This window comes from Halomonas huangheensis (genome assembly GCF_001431725.1).
GTDB lineage: Bacteria > Pseudomonadota > Gammaproteobacteria > Pseudomonadales > Halomonadaceae > Halomonas > Halomonas huangheensis.
In genome coordinates this window covers 1207475-1232916 of the sequence record NZ_CP013106.1, presented here as the reverse complement: position 1 = coordinate 1232916, position 25442 = coordinate 1207475, and the positions used below count along the sequence as shown (strand labels likewise).

The 25442-nt window shown below is 57.5% G+C and carries 15 protein-coding genes, 2 tRNA genes and 3 rRNA genes; 4 read left to right on the top strand and 16 right to left on the bottom strand.

Annotation, left to right across the window (positions count from 1 at the left end):
- Nucleotides 1–24: 24 nt before the first annotated feature.
- From AR456_RS05590 to AR456_RS05530, 13 genes are all read right to left on the bottom strand, one after another.
- A complete protein-coding gene (locus AR456_RS05590; RefSeq protein WP_021820381.1) occupies nt 25–564 on the bottom strand; it encodes a YaeQ family protein in 540 nt (179 codons plus the stop codon).
- A 118-nt stretch (nt 565–682) separates the two neighbouring features.
- Entirely contained in the window at nt 683–2248 is a 1566-nt protein-coding gene (locus AR456_RS05585; protein ID WP_031208571.1) for a BCCT family transporter, read from the bottom strand.
- Nucleotides 2249–2867: 619 nt separating this feature from the next.
- Nucleotides 2868–2983: ribosomal RNA gene (gene rrf / locus AR456_RS05580) — 5S ribosomal RNA — on the bottom strand.
- 93 nt (nt 2984–3076) lie between these two features.
- A 23S ribosomal RNA gene (locus AR456_RS05575) occupies nt 3077–5977 on the bottom strand.
- Between the two features lie 333 nt (nt 5978–6310).
- Nucleotides 6311–6386: transfer RNA gene (locus AR456_RS05570), tRNA-Ala, on the bottom strand.
- Between the two features lie 89 nt (nt 6387–6475).
- Nucleotides 6476–6552, bottom strand: a tRNA-Ile gene (locus tag AR456_RS05565).
- A gap of 177 nt (nt 6553–6729) precedes the next feature.
- A 16S ribosomal RNA gene (locus AR456_RS05560) occupies nt 6730–8269 on the bottom strand.
- Together the 16S, 23S and 5S rRNA genes with 2 tRNA genes alongside form the textbook arrangement of a ribosomal RNA operon.
- A gap of 669 nt (nt 8270–8938) precedes the next feature.
- Nucleotides 8939–10420 (bottom strand): bifunctional 2-methylcitrate dehydratase/aconitate hydratase, encoded by a 1482-nt coding sequence (locus AR456_RS05555; protein ID WP_021820379.1) that lies wholly within the window; start codon nt 10418–10420, stop codon nt 8939–8941.
- Between the two features lie 60 nt (nt 10421–10480).
- Nucleotides 10481–11680, bottom strand: coding sequence for a 2-methylaconitate cis-trans isomerase PrpF (gene prpF, locus AR456_RS05550; protein ID WP_021820378.1), 1200 nt, complete (start codon nt 11678–11680; stop codon nt 10481–10483).
- A gap of 1 nt (nt 11681) precedes the next feature.
- The gene (gene acnD / locus AR456_RS05545) at nt 11682–14303 is read right to left on the bottom strand and encodes a Fe/S-dependent 2-methylisocitrate dehydratase AcnD (RefSeq protein ID WP_021820377.1); all 2622 of its coding nucleotides are present in this window, start codon (nt 14301–14303) and stop codon (nt 11682–11684) included.
- A 146-nt stretch (nt 14304–14449) separates the two neighbouring features.
- The gene (gene prpC / locus AR456_RS05540; RefSeq protein WP_021820376.1) at nt 14450–15577 is read right to left on the bottom strand and encodes a bifunctional 2-methylcitrate synthase/citrate synthase; all 1128 of its coding nucleotides are present in this window, start codon (nt 15575–15577) and stop codon (nt 14450–14452) included.
- A gap of 61 nt (nt 15578–15638) precedes the next feature.
- Complete coding sequence (gene prpB, locus AR456_RS05535) at nt 15639–16532, bottom strand: methylisocitrate lyase (protein ID WP_021820375.1); 894 nt, start codon at nt 16530–16532, stop codon at nt 15639–15641.
- A gap of 45 nt (nt 16533–16577) precedes the next feature.
- Nucleotides 16578–17321: a GntR family transcriptional regulator gene (locus AR456_RS05530; RefSeq protein ID WP_021820374.1), complete on the bottom strand. Its 744-nt coding sequence runs from the start codon at nt 17319–17321 to the stop codon at nt 16578–16580.
- Between the two features lie 296 nt (nt 17322–17617).
- Between AR456_RS05530 and pabB the strand changes: the two genes are divergently transcribed.
- Complete coding sequence (gene pabB, locus AR456_RS05525) at nt 17618–18997, top strand: aminodeoxychorismate synthase component I (protein WP_021820373.1); 1380 nt, start codon at nt 17618–17620, stop codon at nt 18995–18997.
- Between the two features lie 118 nt (nt 18998–19115).
- Nucleotides 19116–19736 carry a phosphoadenosine phosphosulfate reductase domain-containing protein gene (locus tag AR456_RS05520; RefSeq protein WP_021820372.1) on the top strand — a complete coding sequence of 207 codons (621 nt, stop codon included), beginning with the start codon at nt 19116–19118 and terminating at the stop codon, nt 19734–19736.
- A 137-nt stretch (nt 19737–19873) separates the two neighbouring features.
- On the opposite strand, the gene cysB is transcribed toward AR456_RS05520, so the two are convergent.
- The gene (gene cysB / locus AR456_RS05515) at nt 19874–20845 is read right to left on the bottom strand and encodes an HTH-type transcriptional regulator CysB (RefSeq protein ID WP_021820371.1); all 972 of its coding nucleotides are present in this window, start codon (nt 20843–20845) and stop codon (nt 19874–19876) included.
- A gap of 302 nt (nt 20846–21147) precedes the next feature.
- Between cysB and trxA the strand changes: the two genes are divergently transcribed.
- Entirely contained in the window at nt 21148–21471 is a 324-nt protein-coding gene (gene trxA / locus AR456_RS05510) for a thioredoxin (protein WP_021820370.1), read from the top strand.
- A gap of 131 nt (nt 21472–21602) precedes the next feature.
- Here trxA and AR456_RS05505 read toward each other — a convergent pair whose 3' ends face one another.
- A complete protein-coding gene (locus AR456_RS05505) occupies nt 21603–22715 on the bottom strand; it encodes an AI-2E family transporter (RefSeq protein WP_021820369.1) in 1113 nt (370 codons plus the stop codon).
- A gap of 251 nt (nt 22716–22966) precedes the next feature.
- Here AR456_RS05505 and AR456_RS05500 point away from each other — a divergent pair, with 251 nt between their 5' ends.
- Nucleotides 22967–23779 (top strand): SIMPL domain-containing protein, encoded by an 813-nt coding sequence (locus AR456_RS05500; protein WP_021820368.1) that lies wholly within the window; start codon nt 22967–22969, stop codon nt 23777–23779.
- A gap of 152 nt (nt 23780–23931) precedes the next feature.
- Here AR456_RS05500 and serS read toward each other — a convergent pair whose 3' ends face one another.
- A complete protein-coding gene (gene serS / locus AR456_RS05495) occupies nt 23932–25206 on the bottom strand; it encodes a serine--tRNA ligase (protein WP_021820367.1) in 1275 nt (424 codons plus the stop codon).
- Nucleotides 25207–25442 lie beyond the last annotated feature (236 nt).

Sequence of the window (25442 nt, the reverse complement as noted above, 5' to 3'; positions counted from 1 at the left end):
CCACTTCATTGGTCTGAATGTCCGTTATCGCTCACCAACCAGCCATTCCAGAGGCACTTCGTGCTGCCCGCGCTCGTCAGAAATGAACATCTCGCCATCACTGATCATCACCGCCCAACTCAAGGAACGAGGCATATCACGGGCCAGTTCTTCGAGGGCTTCCGGCGCAACCGCGACCACATTGATATTCTTCAGGGTCCTGACCGGGGCCAACTCCTTGTCCTGCCAGACCCTCAGGTTACCGTAAGCCACCAGGCTGAAACGCTCGCAACGCCTCGAACACCAGGTCATTCGCTCGCTGGCCGGCTGCCCGACTTCAATCCAGTGCACGACTCTGCCATCCAGACTTTTTTCCCACAATGCTGGTTCATCAACATCCGACAACCCTCGACCAAAGGCCAGATGTTCATGATGAAACAGCGCATAGGCAATCAAGCGGACAGCCAGACGCTCTTCGGTTTCCGATGGGTGGCGCGCAACAGTAAAGCGCAACGTCTCATAGACGTTGCGATCCATATCGGAAAGATTCAATTCGATCTTGTAGGGAGTGGCTTGCAGAGCCATGGGCAGATTTCCAAGGTGCATCAAGGGCCGCAGTCTACCTTGGATTCGCGGCCATGTATTGGTCAGTCACAAATCACCAACAGGAACATCAACTCAGGGCGTCTGCCCCAAAACTGGTTCAGTCCTCAACCAGTCCCTGTTCACGCGCCATTGCTCTTGCTGCCCGTGGTCCGGTCCAGAGTGTCGGCAACATCACCAACGAAACCGGAATCGCAGTGATGACGATGAACTGCTGAAGAGCACTGATCTGACCAGCCCCCATATAGAGCAGAATACCTGCCATCAAGGCCATGGCGACTCCCCAGAATGCCCTGATCACTGGGCTTGGATCATCATGACCGCTACCGACCACAGAGATCGCATAACTCATCGAGTCACCGGTGGTCGCAACGAAAATAGTCGTCAGCAGCAGGATCGCCAATACCATGACCGATCCACCGGGCAGAGATTCTGCAACGGTCAATGTCGCGACATCAAACTGGAAATTGTTCAGTGCCTGGCTGAGATCAAAGGTACCGCTCAGTTGGTGATAGATGCCCGAACCGCCCAGCAATGTGAACCAGATGGCCGTCGCCACCGGAGCCATGACGGCAACCGCGACAATGACCTGGCGGATGGTACGGCCACGAGAAATACGCGCAACGAAGATCGCCATCAGAGGGCCATAGCCGATGAACCAGGCGAAGAAGAACACCGTCCACCACTGCATCCACCAGTCAGGAGCGGTCTGCGACGTCATGGTGGCCATCTCGAAGAAAGAGCCTAGATAGGTGCCAAAACCCTGGAAAAAAGCATTGGTCAGGAACAGTGTCGGCCCAAACACAAGGATGACTGCCGCAATCGCCAACGCCAGCAGCACATTGAAGCGGCTCAAGAGCTGAATACCGCGATGAATCCCGCTTACCGCGGAAGTGACATAGATCAGCCCCAACATGACCAACACCGCCAGCTGTGTGGTGTAGCCATCAGCGACACCAAACACGCGATGCAAGCCAAAACTCACCTGAGTGGCCAGAAAGCCAATCGGCCCCACGGTTCCCGCCACGACGGCAATCACACACAGCGCATCGACGACACCGCCCAGAGGCCCTTTCATCAGACGCTCGCCCAACACCGGCGTCAGCAATGTACGCGGCTGCAGCGGTAATCCCTTGTCGTAATGCGCATGCGCTAACGCAACAGCGGCCAGCGTTCCCAGCACCGCCCACCCGAGGAAGCCCCAGTGCATGAAGGACTGGGCCAGCGCCCCGGCAACAGCTTCAGGAGTCCCCGGCTCGGTAGAAAAAGCCGGTGGCGTCACGATGAAGTGATACACCGGCTCTCCGGCGGCAAAGAACACTCCACCACCCGCCAGCAGCGTACACATGATCATCGACAACCACTTGAAGGTACTGAGCTCGGGGGTATCGAGCTTACCGATACGCGCTAAAGCGCTGGGACTGACGGCAACGCCAATGGCGATGAAGAAGGTCAACAGCAGCAGCAGCTGAAAGTAGCTGCCCATTGTCTTCGCCGTCCAGGCAAAGCCCGTGGCGATACCGCCAGCCACCATGTCGATGTCATACAGCGAAAGGGCTATGAACGCGACAATAAAACCGATGCTGAGCGTCAGCACGATAGGGTCGCCCAGACGATGGGCTGACGAACCAGTACCATCAGCAACAGCAGGATTGGAATCAGTCATATCAAGATGTACGGCAACAAGGCACGCTAGATAACGCACCGGATAACCGGAAGCTCCTGTTTCTAGAGGAATGGAAAAGGGGGGAACTACAAGAGGGAATACATCAGCTATAAGCCGTAAGTTATAAGTCGGAAGAAGGAAGAAGGAAGAAGGAAGAAGGAAGAAGGAAGAGGTATACGGCGTCGCCTGAAGGGCGAGTGTCAAGGAAGAGACGAATAGAGTGTGAAGATACTGGCACCGAGAAACCCACCACTCGAACAGGTTTGGGGGTTTTGATGTCCGAAGGACAACTCTTCCTTCTTTCGTCTTGAGACTTCCCTCTCACTATAAAAAGCGAGGCCTTCCCATGATGCGAAAAGCCCCGATCATCTCTCGATGACCGGCTGAACTTCGAGAGAGCTCTGAATAAATGCCTGACGCCTCTGCACCCGCTGTCGCGGGCTTGAGCCGGTGTACGGGACGCCGCTTCGCAGCTGTACATCCCGTACCCGTTCGCACCTGGCAAGATATATCTTGCCCTGGCGGTGCGAACCCTACTCTCACATGGTAATGCCAGGCCATCGTCAGGCAAAAAAATCCCCCGGATGCATCGCATCCGAGGGACTTTTTCTGAATAAATGCCTGACGATGACCTACTCTCACATGGGGAGACCCCACACTACCATCGGCGCTGAGCGGTTTCACTACTGAGTTCGGCAAGGGATCAGGTGGTTCACACTCGCTATGGTCGTCAGGCGAAAAGGGTGTAGATCATGCCGATCTGATACGTCTCGTCGTATCCGTCAATGTCCTGTCGTGCGTCATCGACCAAAACCACTTGGGTGTTATATGGTCAAGCCTCACGGACCATTAGTACCGGTTAGCTCAACGCCTTGCAGCGCTTCCACACCCGGCCTATCAACCAGCTGGTCTTGCTGGGTCCTTCAGGAGGCTCAAGGCCTCAGGGAGATCTCATCTTGAAGGGGGCTTCCCGCTTAGATGCTTTCAGCGGTTATCCCGTCCGTACATAGCTACCCGGCGATGCCACTGGCGTGACAACCGGAACACCAGAGGTACGTCCACTCCGGTCCTCTCGTACTAGGAGCAGCACTTCTCAAATCTCCAACGCCCACGGCAGATAGGGACCGAACTGTCTCACGACGTTCTAAACCCAGCTCGCGTACCACTTTAAATGGCGAACAGCCATACCCTTGGGACCGACTTCAGCCCCAGGATGTGATGAGCCGACATCGAGGTGCCAAACACCGCCGTCGATGTGAACTCTTGGGCGGTATCAGCCTGTTATCCCCGGAGTACCTTTTATCCGTTGAGCGATGGCCCTTCCATACAGAACCACCGGATCACTAGAACCTACTTTCGTACCTGCTCGACGTGTCTGTCTCGCAGTCAAGCACCCTTATGCTCTTGCACTCAATGCACGATTTCCAACCGTGCTGAGGGTACCTTCGTGCTCCTCCGTTACTCTTTGGGAGGAGACCGCCCCAGTCAAACTACCCACCACACACGGTCCTCGAACCGGATAACGGTCCTGAGTTAGAACGCCAATGATGCCAGGCTGGTATTTCAAGGTTGGCTCCACCCCATCTAGCGACAGGGTTTCAAAGCCTCCCAGCTATCCTACACAGGCAACATCAGCGTCCAGTGTGAAGCTGTAGTAAAGGTTCACGGGGTCTTTCCGTCTAGCCGCGGGTACACAGCATCTTCACTGCGATTTCAATTTCACTGAGTCTCGGGTGGAGACAGCGTGGCCATCATTACGCCATTCGTGCAGGTCGGAACTTACCCGACAAGGAATTTCGCTACCTTAGGACCGTTATAGTTACGGCCGCCGTTTACCGGGGCTTCGATCAGGAGCTTCGGCGAACCTAACACCATCACTTAACCTTCCGGCACCGGGCAGGCGTCACACCCTATACGTCCGCTTGCGCGTTTGCAGAGTGCTGTGTTTTTAATAAACAGTTGCAGCCACCTGGTATCTTCGACCGCTTCGGGCTCCGGAAGCAAGTTCCTTCACCCTGATGCGGCGTGCCTTCTCCCGAAGTTACGGCACCATTTTGCCTAGTTCCTTCACCCGAGTTCTCTCAAGCGCCTTGGTATTCTCTACCTGACCACCTGTGTCGGTTTGGGGTACGGTCCCACAGTATCTGAAGCTTAGAGGCTTTTCCTGGAAGCGTGGCATCGATGACTTCCTGACCGTAGTCAGTTCGTCTCGCTTCTCGGCCTTCTCCATGAAGAGAGTGATCCGGATTTACCTGAATCACTGGCCTACAAGCTTTCACCAGGACAACCAACGCCTGGCTCACCTAGCCTTCTTCGTCCCCCCATCGCAATACTGTGAGGTACGGGAATATTGACCCGTTTCCCATCGACTACGCCTTTCGGCCTCGCCTTAGGGGCCGACTCACTCTGCTCCGATTAGCGTCGAACAGAAACCCTTGGTCTTCCGGCGGGGGAGTTTTTCACTCCCCTTGTCGTTACTCATGTCAGCATTCGCACTCGTGATACCTCCAGCAGACTTCTCAATCCACCTTCATCGGCTTACACGACGCTCCTCTACCGCTCGCCATTCGGCGAACCCGTAGCTTCGGCACCTGGTTTGAGCCCCGTTACATCTTCCGCGCAGGCCGACTCGACTAGTGAGCTATTACGCTTTCTTTAAAGGATGGCTGCTTCTAAGCCAACCTCCTAGCTGTCTAAGCCTTCCCACATCGTTTCCCACTTAACCAGGATTTCGGGGCCTTAGCTGACGGTCTGGGTTGTTTCCCTTTTCACAACGGACGTTAGCACCCGCTGTGTGTCTCCCACGCTTGCACTCACCGGTATTCGGAGTTTGCCTCGGGTTGGTAAGTCGGGATGACCCCCTAGCCGAAACAGTGCTCTACCCCCGGCGGTGATACGTGAGGCGCTACCTAAATAGCTTTCGAGGAGAACCAGCTATCTCCGGGCTTGATTAGCCTTTCACTCCGATCCACAAGTCATCCAAATCTTTTTCAACAGATCCTGGTTCGGTCCTCCAGTTGATGTTACTCAACCTTCAACCTGCTCATGGATAGATCGCCCGGTTTCGGGTCTATTTCCAGCGACTGGTCGCCCAGTTAAGACTCGGTTTCCCTACGCCTCCCCTATACGGTTAAGCTCGCCACTGAAAATAAGTCGCTGACCCATTATACAAAAGGTACGCGGTCACAGAACGAGTCTGCTCCCACTGCTTGTACGCATACGGTTTCAGGATCTATTTCACTCCCCTCTCCGGGGTTCTTTTCGCCTTTCCCTCACGGTACTGGTTCACTATCGGTCAGTCAGGAGTATTTAGCCTTGGAGGATGGTCCCCCCATGTTCAGTCAAGGTTTCACGTGCCTCGACCTACTCGATTTCACAACACTCGGGTTTCGGTTACGGGGCTATCACCCACTATGGCCAGACTTCCCAGTCTGTTCACCTACCGGTCGTGTTGCTTAAGGGCTGGTCCCCGGTCGCTCGCCGCTACTGGGGGAATCTCGGTTGATTTCTTTTCCTCGGGGTACTTAGATGTTTCAGTTCCCCCGGTTCGCCTCCCAACACCTATGTATTCAGTGTGGGATACCCAACTTGTGTTGGGTGGGTTTCCCCATTCAGAAATGTCCGGGTCACAGGTTGTTTGCCACCTCGCCGAACCTTATCGCAGGCTTCCACGTCTTTCATCGCCTCTGACTGCCTAGGCATCCACCGTATGCGCTTCATCGCTTGACCATATAACCCCAAGGGGTCTGTCAATCGATGATGCACGACAATTGCCGGATACGCTTGAGACGTATCACTTGCCCTTTTCCGAAGAAAAGGGACTTGTCAGCATGATCTACATTGTTAAAGAGCAATAGAGCCGAAACTCTAAGTGGTAGGCTTTACACAAAGCACACGACTTAGAATTCACTACAATGACTGTTGATCAGGTAATCGTGCTGCGCACAACGGAGACTTACGCTACGAAGCTTGATCAGGTAAATCTTTCTGTCGCACGACGAAGATTCACGACGTTTATTTTCATAAACGAGTGAAGCTTCAACACGGCGATCAGGAAGATTTTGGTGGAGCCAAGCGGGATCGAACCGCTGACCTCCTGCGTGCAAGGCAGGCGCTCTCCCAGCTGAGCTATGGCCCCTCTATAAGCAATCTGGGCAAGACAAGGCGCCTTATTGCGAAGTGTAGTTACCTACACGAGCAATCAAGCAACACCGTATTGCGCAAATTTGGTGGGTCTGGGCAGATTTGAACTGCCGACCTCACCCTTATCAGGGGTGCGCTCTAACCAACTGAGCTACAGACCCGGCACCTTGATGATCACCAAGCCTGCTTTCGTGTCGGCTTGCCGACCTTACCCTCCTTTCCATACAAGGTCAGGGGGCACGCTCCAACCAACCGAGCTACAGACCCAAACAATCATTGCTCTATCTTGATCAGGTAATTCATTGTGAGCACTTACCGACAGTCAGCGACTTGTCGATTAAGGAGGTGATCCAGCCGCAGGTTCCCCTACGGCTACCTTGTTACGACTTCACCCCAGTCATGAACCACACCGTGGTGATCGCTCCCCCGAAGGTTAAGCTAACCACTTCTGGTGCAGTCCACTCCCATGGTGTGACGGGCGGTGTGTACAAGGCCCGGGAACGTATTCACCGTGACATTCTGATTCACGATTACTAGCGATTCCGACTTCACGGAGTCGAGTTGCAGACTCCGATCCGGACTGAGACCGGCTTTTCGGGATTAGCTCCACCTCGCGGCTTCGCAACCCTTTGTACCGGCCATTGTAGCACGTGTGTAGCCCTACCCGTAAGGGCCATGATGACTTGACGTCGTCCCCACCTTCCTCCGGTTTGTCACCGGCAGTCTCCCTAGAGTTCCCGACCGAATCGCTGGCAAATAGGGACAAGGGTTGCGCTCGTTACGGGACTTAACCCAACATTTCACAACACGAGCTGACGACAGCCATGCAGCACCTGTCTGAGAGTTCCCGAAGGCACCAATCCATCTCTGGAAAGTTCTCTCGATGTCAAGGGTAGGTAAGGTTCTTCGCGTTGCATCGAATTAAACCACATGCTCCACCGCTTGTGCGGGCCCCCGTCAATTCATTTGAGTTTTAACCTTGCGGCCGTACTCCCCAGGCGGTCGACTTATCGCGTTAACTGCGCCACAAAGCTCTCAAGGAGCCCAACGGCTAGTCGACATCGTTTACGGCGTGGACTACCAGGGTATCTAATCCTGTTTGCTACCCACGCTTTCGCACCTCAGTGTCAGTGTCAGTCCAGAAGGCCGCCTTCGCCACTGGTATTCCTCCCGATCTCTACGCATTTCACCGCTACACCGGGAATTCTACCTTCCTCTCCTGCACTCTAGCCTGACAGTTCCGGATGCCGTTCCCAGGTTGAGCCCGGGGCTTTCACAACCGGCTTATCAAGCCACCTACGCGCGCTTTACGCCCAGTAATTCCGATTAACGCTCGCACCCTCCGTATTACCGCGGCTGCTGGCACGGAGTTAGCCGGTGCTTCTTCTGTGAGTGATGTCTTTCCTCCAGAGTATTAATCCAGAGGCGTTCTTCCTCACTGAAAGTGCTTTACAACCCGAAAGCCTTCTTCACACACGCGGCATGGCTGGATCAGGCTTTCGCCCATTGTCCAATATTCCCCACTGCTGCCTCCCGTAGGAGTTCGGGCCGTGTCTCAGTCCCGATGTGGCTGATCATCCTCTCAGACCAGCTACGGATCGTCGCCTTGGTAGGCCATTACCCCACCAACAAGCTAATCCGACATAGGCTCATCCGATAGCGCAAGGTCCGAAGATCCCCTGCTTTCTCCCGTAGGACGTATGCGGTATTAGCCTGAGTTTCCCCAGGTTATCCCCCACTATCGGGCAGATTCCTATGCATTACTCACCCGTCCGCCGCTCGACGCCTGGAAGCAAGCTTCCATCGTTTCCGCTCGACTTGCATGTGTTAGGCCTGCCGCCAGCGTTCAATCTGAGCCATGATCAAACTCTTCAGTTGAAAAATCTGATAGTGCATTGGCTGCACCAAACCTGGCTCAAGGTTCAAACGTTCTCAAAAAGATCCTAAGACCTTTGACGAGTCGCTTGCCTTGATATTTCAGTGACTACATCACTGACTCATCGGCAAGCGCCCACATGAATTACCTGATCAATTTTTTAAAGAGCGGCTCCGAACTCTCGAAGAGTGGAGCGTCTCGCTGTCTTGCGACTTACTTCGCTGACCTTGAAGACCGAAGCGAAGTGCCCTGCGAGGAAGGCGTATTCTACAGAACCGGTGGATTTCGTCAACCTCTTTTTTCCGTTCGATCCTGATGCCCACTGGACAACCAGGCCTCGAACCCGAGGTGCGATCCGTGATCGCTCGATGTGACTGAGTGACCCCGATTCGATGGAGGCGCATTCTACCGAATCCGGTGAGAATGTCAAGCAGCGATTTTCAAAAAGTCTTTTCAAATCAGCTACTTCTACCCATCTTCACCGCTTGCGACGTTTGCTCGTCGCCAGCAGCGGATGCGTACTTTACGGATTTGCACCGAGGTCTGCAAGAGGCTTCTGTAAAAAAGTTTCAGAAACTTCCAAAAGCCGCGAACGCCACCTCTTCCCTCTTCCCTCTTCCCTCTTCCCTCTTCCCTCTTCCCTCTTCCCTCTTCCCTCTTCCCTCTTGCAGCTACACCACCCACAACTCCATAAACCGATCCACCGACATGGCTTCAAAACGTTCACGGTCCTGACAAAGCGCCATGATTTCCTCACAGCGGCGACGGGGAAACCGCGTGGCAAGGTGGCGTGCAAACTTGTCGATCAGCACCGGCATGCCTTCCTTGCGACGCCGACGATGTCCGATGGGATACTCCACCGCCACCTTGTCGGTGGAGCTGCCATCGGAGAAGAACACTTGTATGGCATTGGCGATCGAGCGCTTCTCAGGGTCGAGGTAGTCACGGCTATAGCCGGTATCCTCGGTCACCACCATCCTGTCGCGTAGTTGATCGATGACCGGGTGGGCGTGGTGGAAGTCATCTTCATAGTGCTCGGCCCTCAACTCACCGAAGACGAGAGGAACCGCCGTCATGTACTGCAGGCAATGATCTCGATCGGCAGGATTGGCCAGTTCGCCCTGCTTGGAAATGATGCGTATCGCCGATTCATGAGTCGTCAGCTCGATACGTTCGATATCCTCCAACCGATCCTTGACCTCGGGATGCAACGATACCGCAGCTTCACAGGCGGTCTGCGCATGGAACTCGGCGGGGAATGACAGCTTGAACAGCACATTCTCCATTACATAGCTGCCGAACTCTCTCTGAAGGCTGAACCTCCGCTGGTCATCCGGCTTGAGCGCCAACTCCCTATTGGTGTGGCTGAAGCTGACATCATAGAAGCCCCACTGAGGTGCACTAAGCACGCCAGGAATACCCATTTCCCCACGCATGGCGATATCTACCAGCCGCACTGCCCGCGAAGTAGCATCGCCCGCCGCCCAGCTCTTGCGTGACCCGGCATTGGGCGCATGGCGATAGGTACGCAGGCTCTGCCCATCAACCCAGGCATGAGACAATGCCGACAATGTCTGTTCTCTATCCGCTCCCACCAATCTGGCCACAACCGCCGTGGAAGCCACCTTGACCAGTACAACGTGGTCCAGCCCCACTCGGTTGAATGCATTATCCAGCGCCAGCACTCCTTGAATCTCATGGGCGCGAATCATCGCATCAAGCACATCACGCATGGCCAAAGGTGTCTCGCCACGTGCCAGCCGCTGCTGGGAGAGATGATCCGCAACCGCGAGAATGCTGCCGAGGTTATCCGAGGGATGACCCCACTCCGCTGCCAGCCAGGTATCGTTGTAGTCCAGCCAGCGAATGCAGGCACCGATATCCCAGGCCGCCTTGACCGGGTCCAGCCGAAACGTCGTACCGGGAACTCGTGCGCCATGCGGCACCTGGGTACCTTCGACAATCGGACCAAGATGCTTGAGACATTCGGGAAAGCGTAGCGCCAGTAATCCGCATCCCAGACTGTCCATCAGACAATGGCGTGCCGTATCGAAGGCTTCGTCACTTTTCAGCTCCACCTCCAACACATAATCCGCGATCCGCTGCAGCTCCTCGTCGTACTCGGGACGGATGTTGCTTTCGACAGTACTCATGCTGACCTCCCCCTGGGTGCAGAACGAACGACGCCGCCCGATAGGGCGGCGTCACAGTCCTCACGCAGTCACTTCAGCGGGCACTCTGACCTTGCCCTCCATCAGTATTCGCGCACTGCGGCTCATGGTTGCCTCAGTCGCGACCCAACTGCCTTCGACCTCCTCCACACGGGCGCCAACACGCAGTGTTCCCGATGGATGGCCAAACACTACGGAGTTCCGGGCACCACCACCCGCGGCAAGATTGACCAGGGTACCCGGCACAGCGGCCGCCACGCCGATCGCTACGGCGGCAGTGCCCATCATGGCGTGATGCAACTTGCCCATGGACATCGCGCGCACCAGCAGATCGACCTCATCGGCGGCAATCTGCTTGCCGCTGGAGGCCGTGTAGCCACGCGCGGGCGCCACGAACGCCACTTTCGGTGTGTGCTGACGCGTGACCGCCTCGTCGAGGTGCTTGATCAAACCCATGTGCAAGGCGCCATGGGCACGCAAGGTCTCGAGCCTCGCCAGCGCTGTCGGATCACCATTGATGTCGTCCTGCAGCTCGGTTCCGCTATAGCCCAGATCACCGGCATCGACAAAAATCGTCGGGATACCGGCGTTGATCAAGGTGGCGCGAATGCGTCCAGATGCCGCCACCTGCTCAGGCACTTCCAGCTCATCCACTACATTGCCGGTGGGGAACATGCTGCCCTCGCCTGCCGCGGGATCCATGAACGACAGCCCCACTTCGGCCGCCGGAAAGGTCACGCCGTCGAGCTCGAAGTCACCACTCTCCTGCACCTGGCCATTTGCCATCGGCACCCGCGCGACGATGGTCTTGCCGATATTGGCCTGCCAGATACGTACTTCGGCATCACCATCAGCGGGAATGCGCTCGGCAGGAACAATGCCCATTTCGATGGCGCAAGGCCCTACGGCGGACGACAGGTTGCCGCAGTTGCCACTCCAGTCGACAAACGGAGAGTCGATCGACACCTGACCGAACAGATAATCGACATCATGTTCCGGCGACTCGCTCTCGCAGAGCAATACCACCTTGCTGGTGCTGGAGGTGGCGCCGCCCATGCCATCGGTATGCTTGGCATAAGGGTCGGGGCTACCGACGATGCGCATCAACAGGGCATCTCTTGCCTCTCCAGGAACGCGCGCCGCCTCGGGCAGGTCCTGTACGCGCAGGAAGACGCCCTTGCTGGTACCGCCGCGCATGTAGATGGCGGGAATCCGTAACTGCGGGGCAAAGGGGGCTGTCATATCAGGCGACCTCCGACTCAAGGAAATCCTCGGCGAAGCGCTGCAACACGCCGCCCGCAGAATAGATGGACACTTCCTCGAAGGTATCGAGGCGACAGATCACCGGAACGCGCTCGCTGTCGCCGTTGGCACGCTGGATCACCAATACCAGTGAAGCCCCTGGCGCAGGCTGGCCTTCAACATCATAGGTTTCAGTGCCATCCAGCTTGAGGCTGTGGCGCGTGGTGCCTTCCTCGAACTGCAGCGGCATCACACCCATCCCGACCAGATTGGTACGGTGAATGCGCTCGAAGCCCTCCGCGACGATGGCTTCGACCCCGGCCAGTGCCACGCCCTTGGCCGCCCAATCCCGCGACGAGCCCTGGCCATAATCGGCACCGGCGATGACGATCAATGGCTGACCACGCTGCATATAGGTCTCGATTGCTTCCCACATGCGCGTCACCTTGCCTTCCGGCTCGACACGTGCCAGTGATCCCTGCACGACCTTGCCGTCCTCATCCCGGACCATTTCATTGAACAGCTTGGGGTTGGCAAGGGTCGCACGCTGCGCGGTCAGGTGATCGCCACGGTGTGTGGCATAGGAATTGAAGTCCTCTTCCGGCAAGCCCATCTTCGCCAGATATTCACCCGCCGCGCTGTCCGCCATGATGGCATTGGACGGCGACAGGTGATCGGTGGTGATGTTGTCAGGCAGGATCGCCAGTGGACGCATGCCCTTGAGCGCACGCTCTGCGGCCATGGTGCCTTCCCAGTAGGGCGGGCGGCGAATATAGGTGCTGGTGGGACGCCAGTCGTAGAGAGGGCTCTCGGCCTCCTCGACCGCGCCGAGGTCGAACATCGGGATGTAGACCTGCTTGAACTGCTCGGGCTTGACGTGCTCGCCGACAATGGCATCGATCTCCGCATCCGACGGCCATAGGTCCTTGAGCGTGACGGCATTGCCATCCGCATCGTAGCCCAGGGCATCCTGCTCGATATCAAACCTTACCGTTCCGGCGATGGCGTAGGCCACGACCAGCGGCGGAGAAGCGAGGAAGGCCTGCTTGGCATAAGGATGAATACGACCATCGAAGTTGCGATTACCGGACAGCACCGCCGTGGTATACAGATCACGCTCGATGATCTCCTGCTGAATCTTCGGCTCCAGCGCACCCGACATGCCATTGCAGGTGGTGCAGGCGTAGGCGACGATGCCGAACCCCAGCTTCTCCAGCTCCGGCAGCAGTCCGGCCTCTTCCAGATACAGACGCGCCACTCTGGAGCCGGGGGCGAAGGATGATTTCACCCACGGCTTGCGCACCAGTCCCAATTCATTGGCCTTCTTCGCCACCAGGCCAGCAGCCACGACATTGCGTGGATTGGAGGTATTGGTACAACTGGTGATCGCGGCGATGATCACCGCGCCATCCGGCATCCGTCCGGCCTTCTCTTCCTCCAGCGCCCGATCGAGGTTCACGGCGATGCCACGCTCGGCGAGCGCCGACGTCGGCAGTCGACGGTGGGGATTGGACGGGCCGGCGAGAGTTCGCTCTACAGATGACAAGTCAAAGGTCAGTACCCGCTCGTATTCTGCGGCCTCGAGGCTATCGGCCCACAAGCCGGTGTGTCGGGCATAGTGCTCGACCAGCGCGACCTGCTCGGGCTCACGCCCGGTCAGCTTGAGGTAGTCGATGGTCTGTTCGTCGATGTAGAACATCGCTGCCGTCGCACCATACTCCGGCGTCATGTTGGAAATCGTCGCCCGGTCACCGATGGTCAGGCTCGACGCCCCCTCTCCGAAGAACTCCAGCCAGGCGCCAACGACCTTCTGCTGACGCAGGAACTCGGTCAACGCCAGCACGATATCGGTAGCGGTGATCCCCGGTTGGCGTCGCCCGGTCAGTTCAACACCGACGATATCCGGCAAGCGCATCATCGAGGCGCGTCCCAGCATCACACTCTCGGCTTCCAGACCACCAACACCTACTGCTATGACACCCAGTGCATCTATATGCGGCGTGTGGCTATCGGTGCCGACACAAGTATCCGGGAACGCTACCTTCCTGCCACTCTCATCCGAGCGAGCATGAATCACCGGCGACATCTTCTCCAGATTGATCTGGTGCATGATGCCGTTGCCGGCAGGAATCACATCGACATTCTTGAACGCGGTGCGAGTCCAGTCGATGAAGTGGAAGCGATCCTCGTTGCGGCGATCCTCGATGGCGCGGTTCTTGTCGAAGGCATCGGGATCAAAACCGGCGTGCTCCACCGCCAGCGAGTGGTCGACGATCAGTTGCGTCGGCACCACCGGGTTGACCTTGGCCGGATCACCGCCCTTCTCGGCAATCGCATCACGCAGACCAGCGAGGTCCACCAACGCGGTCTGGCCAAGGATGTCGTGGCACACCACGCGGGCGGGATACCAGGGAAAGTCCAGGTCGCGCTTGCGCTCGATCAGCTGCGTAAGTGCATCGGTGAGCAACTCGGGATCACAGCGACGCACCAGCTGCTCGCCAAGTATGCGCGAGACATAAGGTAAACGTTCATAGGCGCCCGGAGCGATGGCATTGACTGCCTCACGGGTGTCGAAATAGTCGAGCCCTGTAGCGGGCAAGGGCTTGCGATAGTCAGTATTCATGTCGGCGGGTCACGGAGTCGGTCGCCACACGCTCATGAGTTCATTCATGGCGATGCGGCATTGGCATTATGGTCGACGGTGCGGAGAGTGGCCGGGGACTGGATGGCCCGAAACCGACGCCTGCGGCGTCGTTCCGGGCCTGAGGTCTAGCGGCGCTGCTCGATCGGCACCCACTCGCTGTGCTCGGGGCCGGTGTAATCGGCGCTCGGGCGGATGATGCGATTGTTCTCGCGCTGCTCGAAGACATGCGCGCACCAGCCTGTCACCCGCGAGCAGACAAAGATCGGGGTGAACAGCTTGGTCGGAATATCCATGAAATGATAGGCGCTGGCATGGAAGAAATCGGCGTTACAGAACAGTTTCTTCTCCCGCCACATCACCGCCTCGACACGCTCGGAGACGTCATACAGGCGAGTGTCACCGACATCCTCGGAGAGCTTCTTCGACCACTGCTTGATGATCGCGTTGCGTGGGTCGGACTCACGATAGATGGCGTGCCCGAAGCCCATGATCTTTTCCTTGCGCTCCAGCATGCCCAGCGTCTCGCGCTCGGCTTCTTCGGCACTCTGCCAGTCCTGGATCATCGCCATGGCCGCCTCATTGGCCCCACCGTGAAGCGGTCCTCGAAGGGAGCCAATGGCACCAGTCACGCAGGAATGCATATCCGACAACGTCGAAGCACAGACCCGTGCAGTAAAGGTCGAAGCATTGAACTCATGCTCGGCGTACAGGATCAGCGATACGTTCATGACCCGTGCATGCAGCTCCGAAGCCGGCTCGTCACGCAACATATGCAGGAAGTGGCCACCGATGGATTCATCATCCGTCTCGGTGTCGATACGCACGCCATCATGGCTGAAGCGATACCAGTAACAGATGATCGACGGCAGCACTGCCAGCAGGCGATCCGATGCATCCTGCTGCTGCTCGAAACTGTCTTCGGTCTCGAGGTTACCCAGCATCGAAGCCCCGGTACGCATGACATCCATCGGGTGAGCGTCGGCCGGAATCTGCTCGAGCACCGTGCGCAGCGCCTGAGGCAGCCCGCGCAGGCTCTTGAGCCTGGTGATATAGGCATCCAGCTCCGCCTGGTTGGGCAGTTTGCCTTTCAGCAGCAGATAGGCCACTTCCTCGAAACGGGCCTTTTCCGCCAGCTCCTCGATGTCATAACCGCGATAGGTCAGTCCTGACCCGCTCTGGCCCACCGTACACAGTGCGGTGGAACCGGCACTTTGACCACGCAGGCCTGCGCCTCCAAGGGTTTTATCTACCATGGCGTGACTCCTGTCTTCTTTATTGTGTAAGTCTTGATACAAACATCGTATAGCTCGTAGCTCAGTCCTGTTGACCGCCGTTCTCGGCGAACAACGCGTCCAGTTTGCGCTCGAAATCGTGATAGCCGAGTACGTCATACAGTTCTTCGCGGGTCTGCATCGTATCGACCACATCGCGCTGATGACCATTATCCTGGATGCTCTGGTATACCTTGAGCGCCGCAGCATTCATGGCGCGGAAAGCCGACAACGGATAGAGCACCATGCGGCACCCCACTTCCGTGAGTTCCTGCTGGCTGAATAGTGGCGTTGCGCCAAACTCGGTGATGTTGGCCAGAATCGGCGCCCGAACCCGCTCGCAGAAGGCGCGATAGTCATCGAGGGTGTGCACAGCTTCGGCAAAGATGGCATCAGCGCCAGCTTCGATACAGGCGTTGGCCCGCTCGATCGCGGCATCCAGGCCTTCCTTCTGGAAAGCATCAGTACGCGCAATCAGATAGAAGTCCGGGTCGATGCGAGCATCTGCGGCCGCCTTGACTCGATCCACCATCTCCTGCTGAGAGACGATGGCCTTGTTGGGACGGTGTCCACAGCGCTTCTGTGCCACCTGATCCTCGAGATGCACGGCCGCAACTCCGGCACGCTGCATTTCCTTGACCGTGCGAGCAATATTGAAGGCCCCGCCCCAACCGGTATCGATGTCCACCAGTAGCGGTAGATCACTGGCACCACAGATTCGGTGAGCATCTTCGACTACATCGTTCATGGTGGTGATGCCCAGGTCAGGAAGACCGAAAGAGGCATTGGCCACCCCACCCCCGGAGAGATAGATCGCCTGGTGACCAACACGCTCGGCCAACATGGCCGTATAAGCATTGATGGTTCCAACAATCGGCAGTGGTCGGTTGGCCTCGAGGGCGGAACGGAATCGCGCACCTGGCGTCATCTGGGGCATTGGGGTCTCCAACAAACAGTTGTAGTGAACAGGTCTGGATAAAATTCAGTGGCCAGGCGCCACCAACGGCCGACTGACCACACTGGGTTGATCATCACCTTCCAGAGAGGCGGCATAACGCGCCAACACATTCTCTCTGGACGCAGCGACGTGGCGACGCATCAGCAACTCGGCCAGTTCGGCATCTCCGGCCTCGATGGCATCAACAATACGATGGTGCTCGACGAAAGCGCGCTGAGGACGACTACCACTAGCACTGAACTGCGTTCGGTACATACGTACCAGGTAATAGAGGTCGTCACACAACAACGCCATCAACATGCGGTTGTGGCTGCCCTGCACGATGCGATAGTGAAAATCGAGATCACCCTCGCGCTGATAGTAGGCTTCACCGCGAGCCAGGTCGGACTGTTGCTCGTGCATCGCGAGAACCTCACGCAGACCGGCAATCTCAGCCGCCGTCATATGCTCTGCTGCAATACGTGCGGCCATGCTCTCGAGCGCCTCACGCACATCAAACAGCTCCATCAATTCCTTCATCGACAACTTGACGACCCGCGCACCGACATGCGGCACGCGCTCGATCAAGCGATGCGCTTCCAGGCGTCGCATGGCTTCACGCAGCGGGCCACGCGAGATCCCGTAAGCCTTCGACAGACCCGGCTCGGTAATCTTGCTGCCAGGCGGTAGTTCACCGCGCACAATGGCATCCTGCAGTTGGTGAAAAACCCGCTCCGCAAGCGTACGGACTTCAGGGATGGATGTAGTATCGGAATCAGGAGTATCCATGAGGCATTGTCGACAATGATTGCGTGAAAGAAATGTATGACAGCACGATACACGGGTCAATGGCCGTATGTCAGCCATCGTCTACATCATTGGTTGTAGACAATGAATGCCAAAAAGGCACAAGTGTCGACAATCTTCCGAGCAACGCCAACGAGAGCCCCATATGGCGCCCCATTCGTAAACTACCCTTCCGCCTGAGCCCGTTGGTAGAAAGTGGGTAATATGCCTCTGTGTCGGCGCAGACATTTTCCGATGCTTTGCCTAGAATGATGCGCCGCAAACCGCAGAGGCTCAGCATGAACCCAGTGCTCGATATCGTTACCGTGCCCTACCATGACGACCCGCTGAGCTATTTCCAGGCTCTGCGGCTGCGCCCGGGCGCGGTGCTGCTGGATAGTGGCCGCCCCCGCGCACCGGGTGGGCGGTTCGATATCATGGCCAGTGATCCGCTGGAAGCTCTGACAGTCGACCAGCACGGCCATTCGTTCGACTCCCGAGGGCATAGGGTTGATGGCAACGCCTTTGCTGCGCAGCAGCGCCTGCTCGAAGGTCTTGCCTATAGCGTTCCCCACAGCGAACTGCCCTTCCTTGGAGGACTGATCGGTTATTGGAGTTATGACCTCGGCCGTCATCTCGAACCCGTCGGCCAGCAATCCCACCGAGTCGTCTCCCTGCCCCTCGCGCGGGTCGGACTCTACGACTGGGCCCTGATACAGGACCACCAACTCCAGCAGAGCTGGCTGGTCGCGACCGCTGAACGCCGCCATCAAGTGCAGCAATGGCTGAAGGTTCAACCGCCAGCCACCACCTTCCATCTAACCTCTGACTTCAGTGCCAACCTGAGCGCCGAGCAGTATCAGCAACGCTTTGCCAGCGTGCAGCGTTATATTCGCGCCGGTGACTGTTATCAGATCAACCTCGCCCAACGCTTCAGTGCCAACTTCCAGGGCGACCTGTGGCAGGCCTATCTGCAATTGCGGCAGGCCACGCCGACGCCCTTTGCCGGTTACATGGCCTGGCAGCAAGATCAGCAGCAGCAAGCCATTCTCTCGCTGTCGCCGGAGCGCTTTATCGAGTGTCGCAATTCTCGGGTCGAAACACGCCCCATCAAGGGCACACGACCACGCGGCACGACGCCGCAGCAGGATGCCGAGCTCGCCGCCGAACTGACCGCCAGTCTCAAGGACCGTGCCGAGAACGTGATGATTGTTGATCTGTTGCGCAACGACCTGGGGCGTGTCTGTCGGCCGGGCAGCGTTCAGGTGCCGCAGCTGTGTGGCCTGGAGAGCTACGCCAATGTCCACCACCTGGTCAGTGTCATCCGTGGAGAACTGAGTCCAACCACCACTCCACTGCAACTACTGGAGGCCGCCTTCCCTGGTGGCTCGATCACCGGAGCTCCCAAGGTCCGCGCCATGCAGATCATCGATGAACTGGAGCCCGACCAGCGCAGTGCCTATTGCGGTAGCCTTGGCTATCTCGATGTGCGCGGCCATATGGACACCTCGATCGCCATCCGTAGTCTGGTGGCCGATGCGGGGCAATTGCATATCTGGGGTGGTGGAGGCCTGGTTGCTGACTCCGATGGCGAAGAAGAGTATGCCGAAACCCTGGCCAAGATCGGCCATCTCATGGCGGCCTTGTCGGCACCGTCACAGCCGCATGACGAAGCATAAGAAAAGGAGCTGTTAAAACCAACAGGAATAAATGACCGCTAAATCGGTATTGGGGAAGCCCGTCACGGCTCTGGTAGGGTAACTCCATTCTCGAATGGCATCATTCTGGAGCTTCCTGATGGAACAGCAACTCGACATCATCAACCGCGACCTCGGTAGCGATCCCGCGGCCTTGATTCGCTGGTCACTCGAACAGGGCAGCCAGCCCATCTGCACCACCAACTTTCGCCCGTTCGAAGCGGTCATCCTGCATATGGTGGCCTCCCAACGGCCGGATATTCCTATCGTATGGATGGATCACGGCTACAACACCGACGCGACCTATCGCTTTGCAGATGCATTGGTCAAGCGCCTCGATCTGAACCTGATCACCTATCTGCCGAAGCGTACGCGAGCGCATCGGGAGGCGGTGGAAGGACTCGCCCCGAATATCGACGATCCCCGTCACGCGGCCTTTACCGAAGAGGTCAAGCTGGAGCCCTTCAATCGCGCGCTGCGCGAGTTGGCCCCGGATGTCTGGTTCACCGCCTTGCGCGCTGAAGACACACCGGAACGGGCACTTATGGCGCCAGTGTCACGCAATGCCGACGGCCTGCTCAAGATCGCTCCGCTGCTCAATTGGACTGCACGGGATCTCTATCAGTATCTGCAGACCCACGACCTTCCCAACGAATTCGACTACTTCGACCCGACCAAGGTCGAGGCCAAGCGTGAGTGTGGTCTCCACCTGCAGCACTGATTCAGGCGGCTGATCGCCAGATCAGCAAGCCAGAACCAGAGAGGCCCTTCCGATCATGGAAGGGCCTCTCTGGTTCTGTACTGAGGATTCTACGGAGGGTCTTGTACCAGAGATGCTCTGAGTTGATCAGATCACCCCTAGCGTACCGGCAGCTCAATGCCCTCGAACAGCGAGTGCTCATGGCGAGGTCCTGCGGCCAGCGCGGCATCCACCAGATCACGATCCAGATGCGCGGCAAAGCCCTGCAGGAAATCGTACATGTAGCCGCGCATGAAGGTACCGCGACGGATACCGATCTTGGTCGTCGAGCTCTCGAACAGGTGGCTGGCATCCAGTGCCACCAGGTCATGATCCAGAGCTTCATCGACTGCCATATGAGCGACGATGCCTACTCCCATACCAAGACGCACATAAGTCTTGATCACATCGGCATCGGCTGCAGTCAGCACCACATTCGGCGACAGGCCGCAGGCGCGGAAGGCATCATCAAGCTGGGAGCGTCCGGTGAAGCCGAAGACATAGGTCACCAACGGATGGCGAGCCAGCTCATCCAGAGTCAGCCTGGAGGATTGAGCCAATGGATGGTCTCGTGGTACCAGCACACAACGGTTCCAGCGATAGCAAGGCAGCAACACCAGATCGTTGAACAGTTCGAGTGACTCAGTGGCAATGGCAAAATCCGCCTGTCCCTCGCTGACCATCTGGGCAATCTGCCGTGGAGTCCCCTGCTGCATATGCAGAGCGACTTCGGGATAGTGCTGAGTAAAGGAGTGAATCACCGGAGGCAGGCAATAGCGTGCTTGAGTGTGAGTCGTCGCAATTGACAGACTGCCGCGACGCTCATCACTATGCTCCTGCGCAACATCCTTGATGTTGGCAGTCAGCCGCAGCACCTGGCCGGCCAACTCGATAATCGCCTCCCCGGCAGGGGTGACACGAGTGAGATGCTTGCCGCTGCGCGCGAAAATCTCGACCCCCAACTCGTCTTCAAGCAGACGAATCTGCTTCGAAATACCGGGCTGAGAGGTAAACAGACTCTGAGCGGTTGCCGACACATTCAGGTTGTGCCGTGAAACCTCCCAGATGTAGCGCAACTGCTGTAATTTCATGACCGACTCTCACTCCTCGAGCAGGCGCGGCAGGCCCGCGCAGCAATGGCATAATCTTCAAAGGGTGTGCCTCACCGGCAAGCCTCGATGACAGGTCCCAATGAAAAAGTGCCATAAAAAACTTTCCACTGATTACTTTATAGCATATAGAATAAAAATGTAGCTGTCAGTGCAACGAATGACAAAAGCTATTGATGCAATATTTGCCAGCCATCGGGCCGACGGATAACATCGTCCCACCGGACATGACAGATTGTGTCCCCAAAACGCTCGATGAAGCGCAACGTATAACGGAGATTCACATGGCCAATAACGTCGATGTCACCAACGCCAACTTCGAGCAGGAAGTTCTCAAATCCGAGTCTCCTGTTCTGCTGAAGTTCTGGGCGCCCTGGTGCGGACCGTGCAAGGTAATGGCTCCGGTGGTCGACGAGGTCGCCGGGGAGCGTGACGGGTCACTGAAGGTAGTCAGTATCAATGTTGACGATGCTCCCGAGATCGCCGCAGAGCAAGGTGTCCGCGGTGTACCCACGGTGATGTTGTTCAAATCCGGCACCAAGGTCGCATCCCTGGTCGGAGCTCAATCCAAGTCTCAGTTGACTCAGTTCATCGAACAGAACGCCTGAGCCATACCGCGGTAACGCATCTCGGTAGACATATTCGACAACGCCCCGCTTTTTGCGGGGCGTTGTCGTTTCTGGACTTGAACACCGTTTCTGGACTTGATCACCGTTTCTGGACGTGATCATTCGAGGATCTAATCCTTACGCGAAATACTCCGCCTCGCCCTCTCCCACAGCGGCCGACTCGCATCCTCCACCGCTCCGCCACGAGCAGGCCCCAGCAGGTGGGCCATCCAGCGTGTCTGAGGATGGCTGTCCAGCGCAATCTTGAGCGTCATGGTCAGCACTACCGATAACAGCATCCCGACCACGCCCAGAATCCATCCCCACACTACCAGCGACAGAAACGCGACAAAGGTCGAGAGCCCCAGTGCTCGCCCCATGACTCGTGGCTCGATCAAGTTGCCCATCACGAAGTTGATCACCAGGTAAACCAGGCTGAGCAGCAGTGCCTGCGCCACACCGCCATCCGGTGATACCAGTACGAGGAGCACCGGGGGGACCGCGGCAATCGCTGAGCCGATATTGGGAATATAGTTCAGTGCGAAGGCCAACACTGCCCACAATAGCGGGAAGTCGACCCCCAGTATCATACAGGCGATCCACACCAGCACCCCGGTAATCAGGCTGATCACAGTCTTGACGGCCAGATAGCGCTTGAGGGTCTGACTGAACTCACCGAAGCGAGCAAGGCTCGGGGCAGGATTGGCGAGAGCACGCGACAGCTTGTCACGAAAATTGAGGGTCTCGAACATCAGGAACAGCACCATCAGCCCAACGACGACACTCTGCATCATCAGATTACCCAACTGCCCCAGCAGACCGGGAATCCAACCACCTACCTGTTCGGTGTTGACCAACTCCGCCAGGCGTTGAGTATCGATAGCCAGCCCCATGCTGGCCAGACTATCGAGGATGCGCAGATAGTACTGGTAAAGCTTGTCCTCGATGCCCGGCAGCGCATCGACAAAAGTCCCCACACTGTTGACCAGCAATAGCCCCAACAACCCGATGAAGCCACCAATCACGATCAACGTCAGCCACACTGACAGTCGAATCCCGAGGCCTCGCCGGTGAAGCCATTGCACCGGCGCCGTACACACCACCGCAATGAACAGCGACAGTATTACAGGAACCAGCAACCCCGCCCCCGCACGCATGCCGGCAATGATGATCACCAACGCTGCCAGCGTCAGTGTCAGGTTGAGAGGAAGCGCCTTTTCATCTTCCGAAACTTGCTCGTCCATGGTCAGATCATCTTGTGTCAGAAGGATGCCATCATGCCGCGACTATCGTTTCAGCACAAAGGAAGGAAGTCACCCACCCCCTCTGTATCGAGAGATAATCGCCGCCCGTGGCCCCAGAAAATCAGTCCTGAAGCATGCAAAGAGTATGCAATATCCGTCAGCACTGGAACCACGTTGCTCTCCGGGCGTCCCAGCTAAGCAGGGTCGGCATCGACTACCCTGTCAATCGCGCATATCACAAGGAGGTTCTCATGACCCGCTCTCTCGCACACTACACGACGCGCCCTTTCAATCACCTGGCATTGGTAGCTGCGCTGGGCGCTGCCCTGATCAGTAGCCAGGCCATGGCCGAGCCTCGAGAATCTTCACGCTTCATCGATGTTCAGGCCACTGCCGAAGTGGATGTCGCGCCCGACGAAGCCGTCCTCAGTGCTCGCCTATGGGAACTGACACCCGCCACCCCTCAGGAATCTGATCAAGGACACCAGGGCGACGAGCTGGCCGAGACACGTGGACGTCTGGAAGATCGTGCGGCCAAACTGGTAGAGGCGTTGGAGGCCGCTGGTCTGTCCAGCGATAACATCAATGCCGGTTCGCTGCATGTCCAGCAGGAAGTCCTGCACCGTCCGCAAGGTAACGACGAAGCACCGGTGCCCATGGTACGCACACGCCTGGAGCGCCCGATCAGCCTGTCCATCTCTGACCTGTCTTCAGTCCCCACCATCCTTGATGCCTTGACCAAGGCCGGCGTGAACTCTCTGGATGGCATCACCTATGGCCTGGAAGACCAGTCAGCTGCCGATGACCAGGCCCTGACCCGTGCCCTGGAACGTGCGCGTGCCAAGGCCGAACTGATGGCCGGCAGCCTCGGTGTTGAATTGGGCGATGTCATCAGCATCAACGAGGTCGCCGATCAAGGCTATCAGCCGCGCATGATGGCCATGCGTGCCGAAGTGGCAGACAGCAGTGGCGGTGCCGAGTATCGGCCCGGTAACATCACCATCGATGCTGGCGTCAATGTACGCTGGGAAATCGAAGCGCCGACTGCCGATGACGGTGAATGATCCGTCGATTTAATTACGCCAGAATACCGCCCACAAAAGCCCGGTAGCTGGATGCAGAAGCCCCCGACAGTTTGCACTGTCGGGGGCTTCCATATGCAAGCGTTGATGCCATTCAGCACTCGACCTGTCCCTGGAGTGACGTCGCTGCTGGATCAGTTGATGCGTTCGACGCCGCCCATATAAGGACGCAGCACTTCGGGCACGGTGATCGAGCCATCCTCGTTCTGATGGTTTTCCATCACCGCGATCAGGCAGCGTCCCACCGCCAGGCCAGAACCATTCAGGGTATGCAGCAACTGCGGTTTCTTCTCTCCCGCCGCGCGGTAACGAGCGCGCAGGCGACGCGCCTGGAAGTCCTCACAGTTGGACACCGAGGAAATCTCGCGATAGGTTTCCTGACTCGGCAGCCAGACCTCCAGGTCGTAGGTCTTGGCCGCAGAGAAGCCCATATCGCCGGTGCACAACGTCACCACACGATACGGCAGCTCGAGTGCCTGCAGGATCGCTTCGGCATGGCCGCGCATTTCCTCGAGCGCATCGTAGCTGCGCTCCGCTTCGACCAATTGCACCATCTCGACCTTGTCGAACTGATGCTGGCGGATCATGCCGCGTGTATCACGCCCATGAGAGCCGGCCTCACTGCGAAAACAGGGAGTATGTGCGGTCAGCTTCAACGGCAGCGCCTTGCCATCGACAATCTCGTCGCGCAGCAGGTTGGTCAGCGGCACCTCGGCCGTCGGGATAAGATGAAAACCGCGCTCGTCATCGAGGCGGAATAGATCCTCTCCAAACTTGGGTAGCTGTCCGGTACCGAACAGCGACTCGCGGTTGACCATGTAGGGCACATAGCATTCCTCGTAGCCGTGCTCCAGAGTCTGCTTATCGAGCATGAACTGGGTCAGTGCTCGATGCAGACGCGCCACAGGGCCACGCATCACCGCGAAGCGCGCACCCGTCAGTTTGCTGGCCAGGTCGAAGTCGAGGTCGCCCTTCTTCGCTCCGATATCGACATGGTCACGCACCTCGAAGTCAAAGCTGCGCGGCTCACCCCAACGGGCCACTTCGACGTTGTGATCCTCGTCCGCCCCCTCCGGCACGCTTTCATGCGGCAGATTGGGGATACCTGCGGCGATGTCATCGCTCTCCGTCTGCACTTCATTGAGCGCAGCCGTGGCGGCACTCAGACGATCGCCGAGATCACTGACTTCGTCGAGCAACGGCTGAATATCCTCGCCGCTGGCCTTGGCCTTGCCAATTGCCTTTGAGCGGGTATTACGCTCGTTCTGCAGGCGTTCCGCCTCAACCTGCAACTCGCGGCGGCGGGACTCCAGAGCGGACAACCGTTCAGTATCGAGAACATAACCGCGGGTGGCCAATCGTTGCGCGACCGCGTCAAGGTCGCTGCGCAGCAGTTTCGGATCGAGCATGGAATCTGTGTCCGTCGCCTGTTGAGTATTCAAGGGAAAATGATCAGAGGCCCATTGTAGGCAAAAGCGCCTCGAGTAGCACCTCCTGCAACGCAGACAACTCCTCGCTGACGCCTGGCGACATCCATCGTCAGGTGACATCCATGGCGCATATATGATGGAAATCGGCGCCAGGCTGGATGCGCCGCATCATGCACTCGGGTACAGTGCCTTCACCAAAGGAAAAAAGTTATCGG

Excerpts from the sequence above, each read along its gene's own strand:
- AR456_RS05590 (WP_021820381.1), bottom strand. The coding sequence starts at position 564 with ATGGCTCTGCAAGCCACTCCCTACAAGATCGAATTGAATCTTTCCGAT.
- AR456_RS05585 (WP_031208571.1), bottom strand. The coding sequence starts at position 2,248 with ATGACTGATTCCAATCCTGCTGTTGCTGATGGTACTGGTTCGTCAGCC.
- AR456_RS05555 (WP_021820379.1), bottom strand. The coding sequence starts at position 10,420 with ATGAGTACTGTCGAAAGCAACATCCGTCCCGAGTACGACGAGGAGCTG.
- prpF (WP_021820378.1), bottom strand. The coding sequence starts at position 11,680 with ATGACAGCCCCCTTTGCCCCGCAGTTACGGATTCCCGCCATCTACATG.
- acnD (WP_021820377.1), bottom strand. The coding sequence starts at position 14,303 with ATGAATACTGACTATCGCAAGCCCTTGCCCGCTACAGGGCTCGACTAT.
- prpC (WP_021820376.1), bottom strand. The coding sequence starts at position 15,577 with ATGGTAGATAAAACCCTTGGAGGCGCAGGCCTGCGTGGTCAAAGTGCC.
- prpB (WP_021820375.1), bottom strand. The coding sequence starts at position 16,532 with ATGCCCCAGATGACGCCAGGTGCGCGATTCCGTTCCGCCCTCGAGGCC.
- AR456_RS05530 (WP_021820374.1), bottom strand. The coding sequence starts at position 17,321 with ATGGATACTCCTGATTCCGATACTACATCCATCCCTGAAGTCCGTACG.
- pabB (WP_021820373.1), top strand. The coding sequence starts at position 17,618 with ATGAACCCAGTGCTCGATATCGTTACCGTGCCCTACCATGACGACCCG.
- AR456_RS05520 (WP_021820372.1), top strand. The coding sequence starts at position 19,116 with ATGGAACAGCAACTCGACATCATCAACCGCGACCTCGGTAGCGATCCC.
- cysB (WP_021820371.1), bottom strand. The coding sequence starts at position 20,845 with ATGAAATTACAGCAGTTGCGCTACATCTGGGAGGTTTCACGGCACAAC.
- trxA (WP_021820370.1), top strand. The coding sequence starts at position 21,148 with ATGGCCAATAACGTCGATGTCACCAACGCCAACTTCGAGCAGGAAGTT.
- AR456_RS05505 (WP_021820369.1), bottom strand. The coding sequence starts at position 22,715 with ATGGACGAGCAAGTTTCGGAAGATGAAAAGGCGCTTCCTCTCAACCTG.
- AR456_RS05500 (WP_021820368.1), top strand. The coding sequence starts at position 22,967 with ATGACCCGCTCTCTCGCACACTACACGACGCGCCCTTTCAATCACCTG.
- serS (WP_021820367.1), bottom strand. The coding sequence starts at position 25,206 with ATGCTCGATCCGAAACTGCTGCGCAGCGACCTTGACGCGGTCGCGCAA.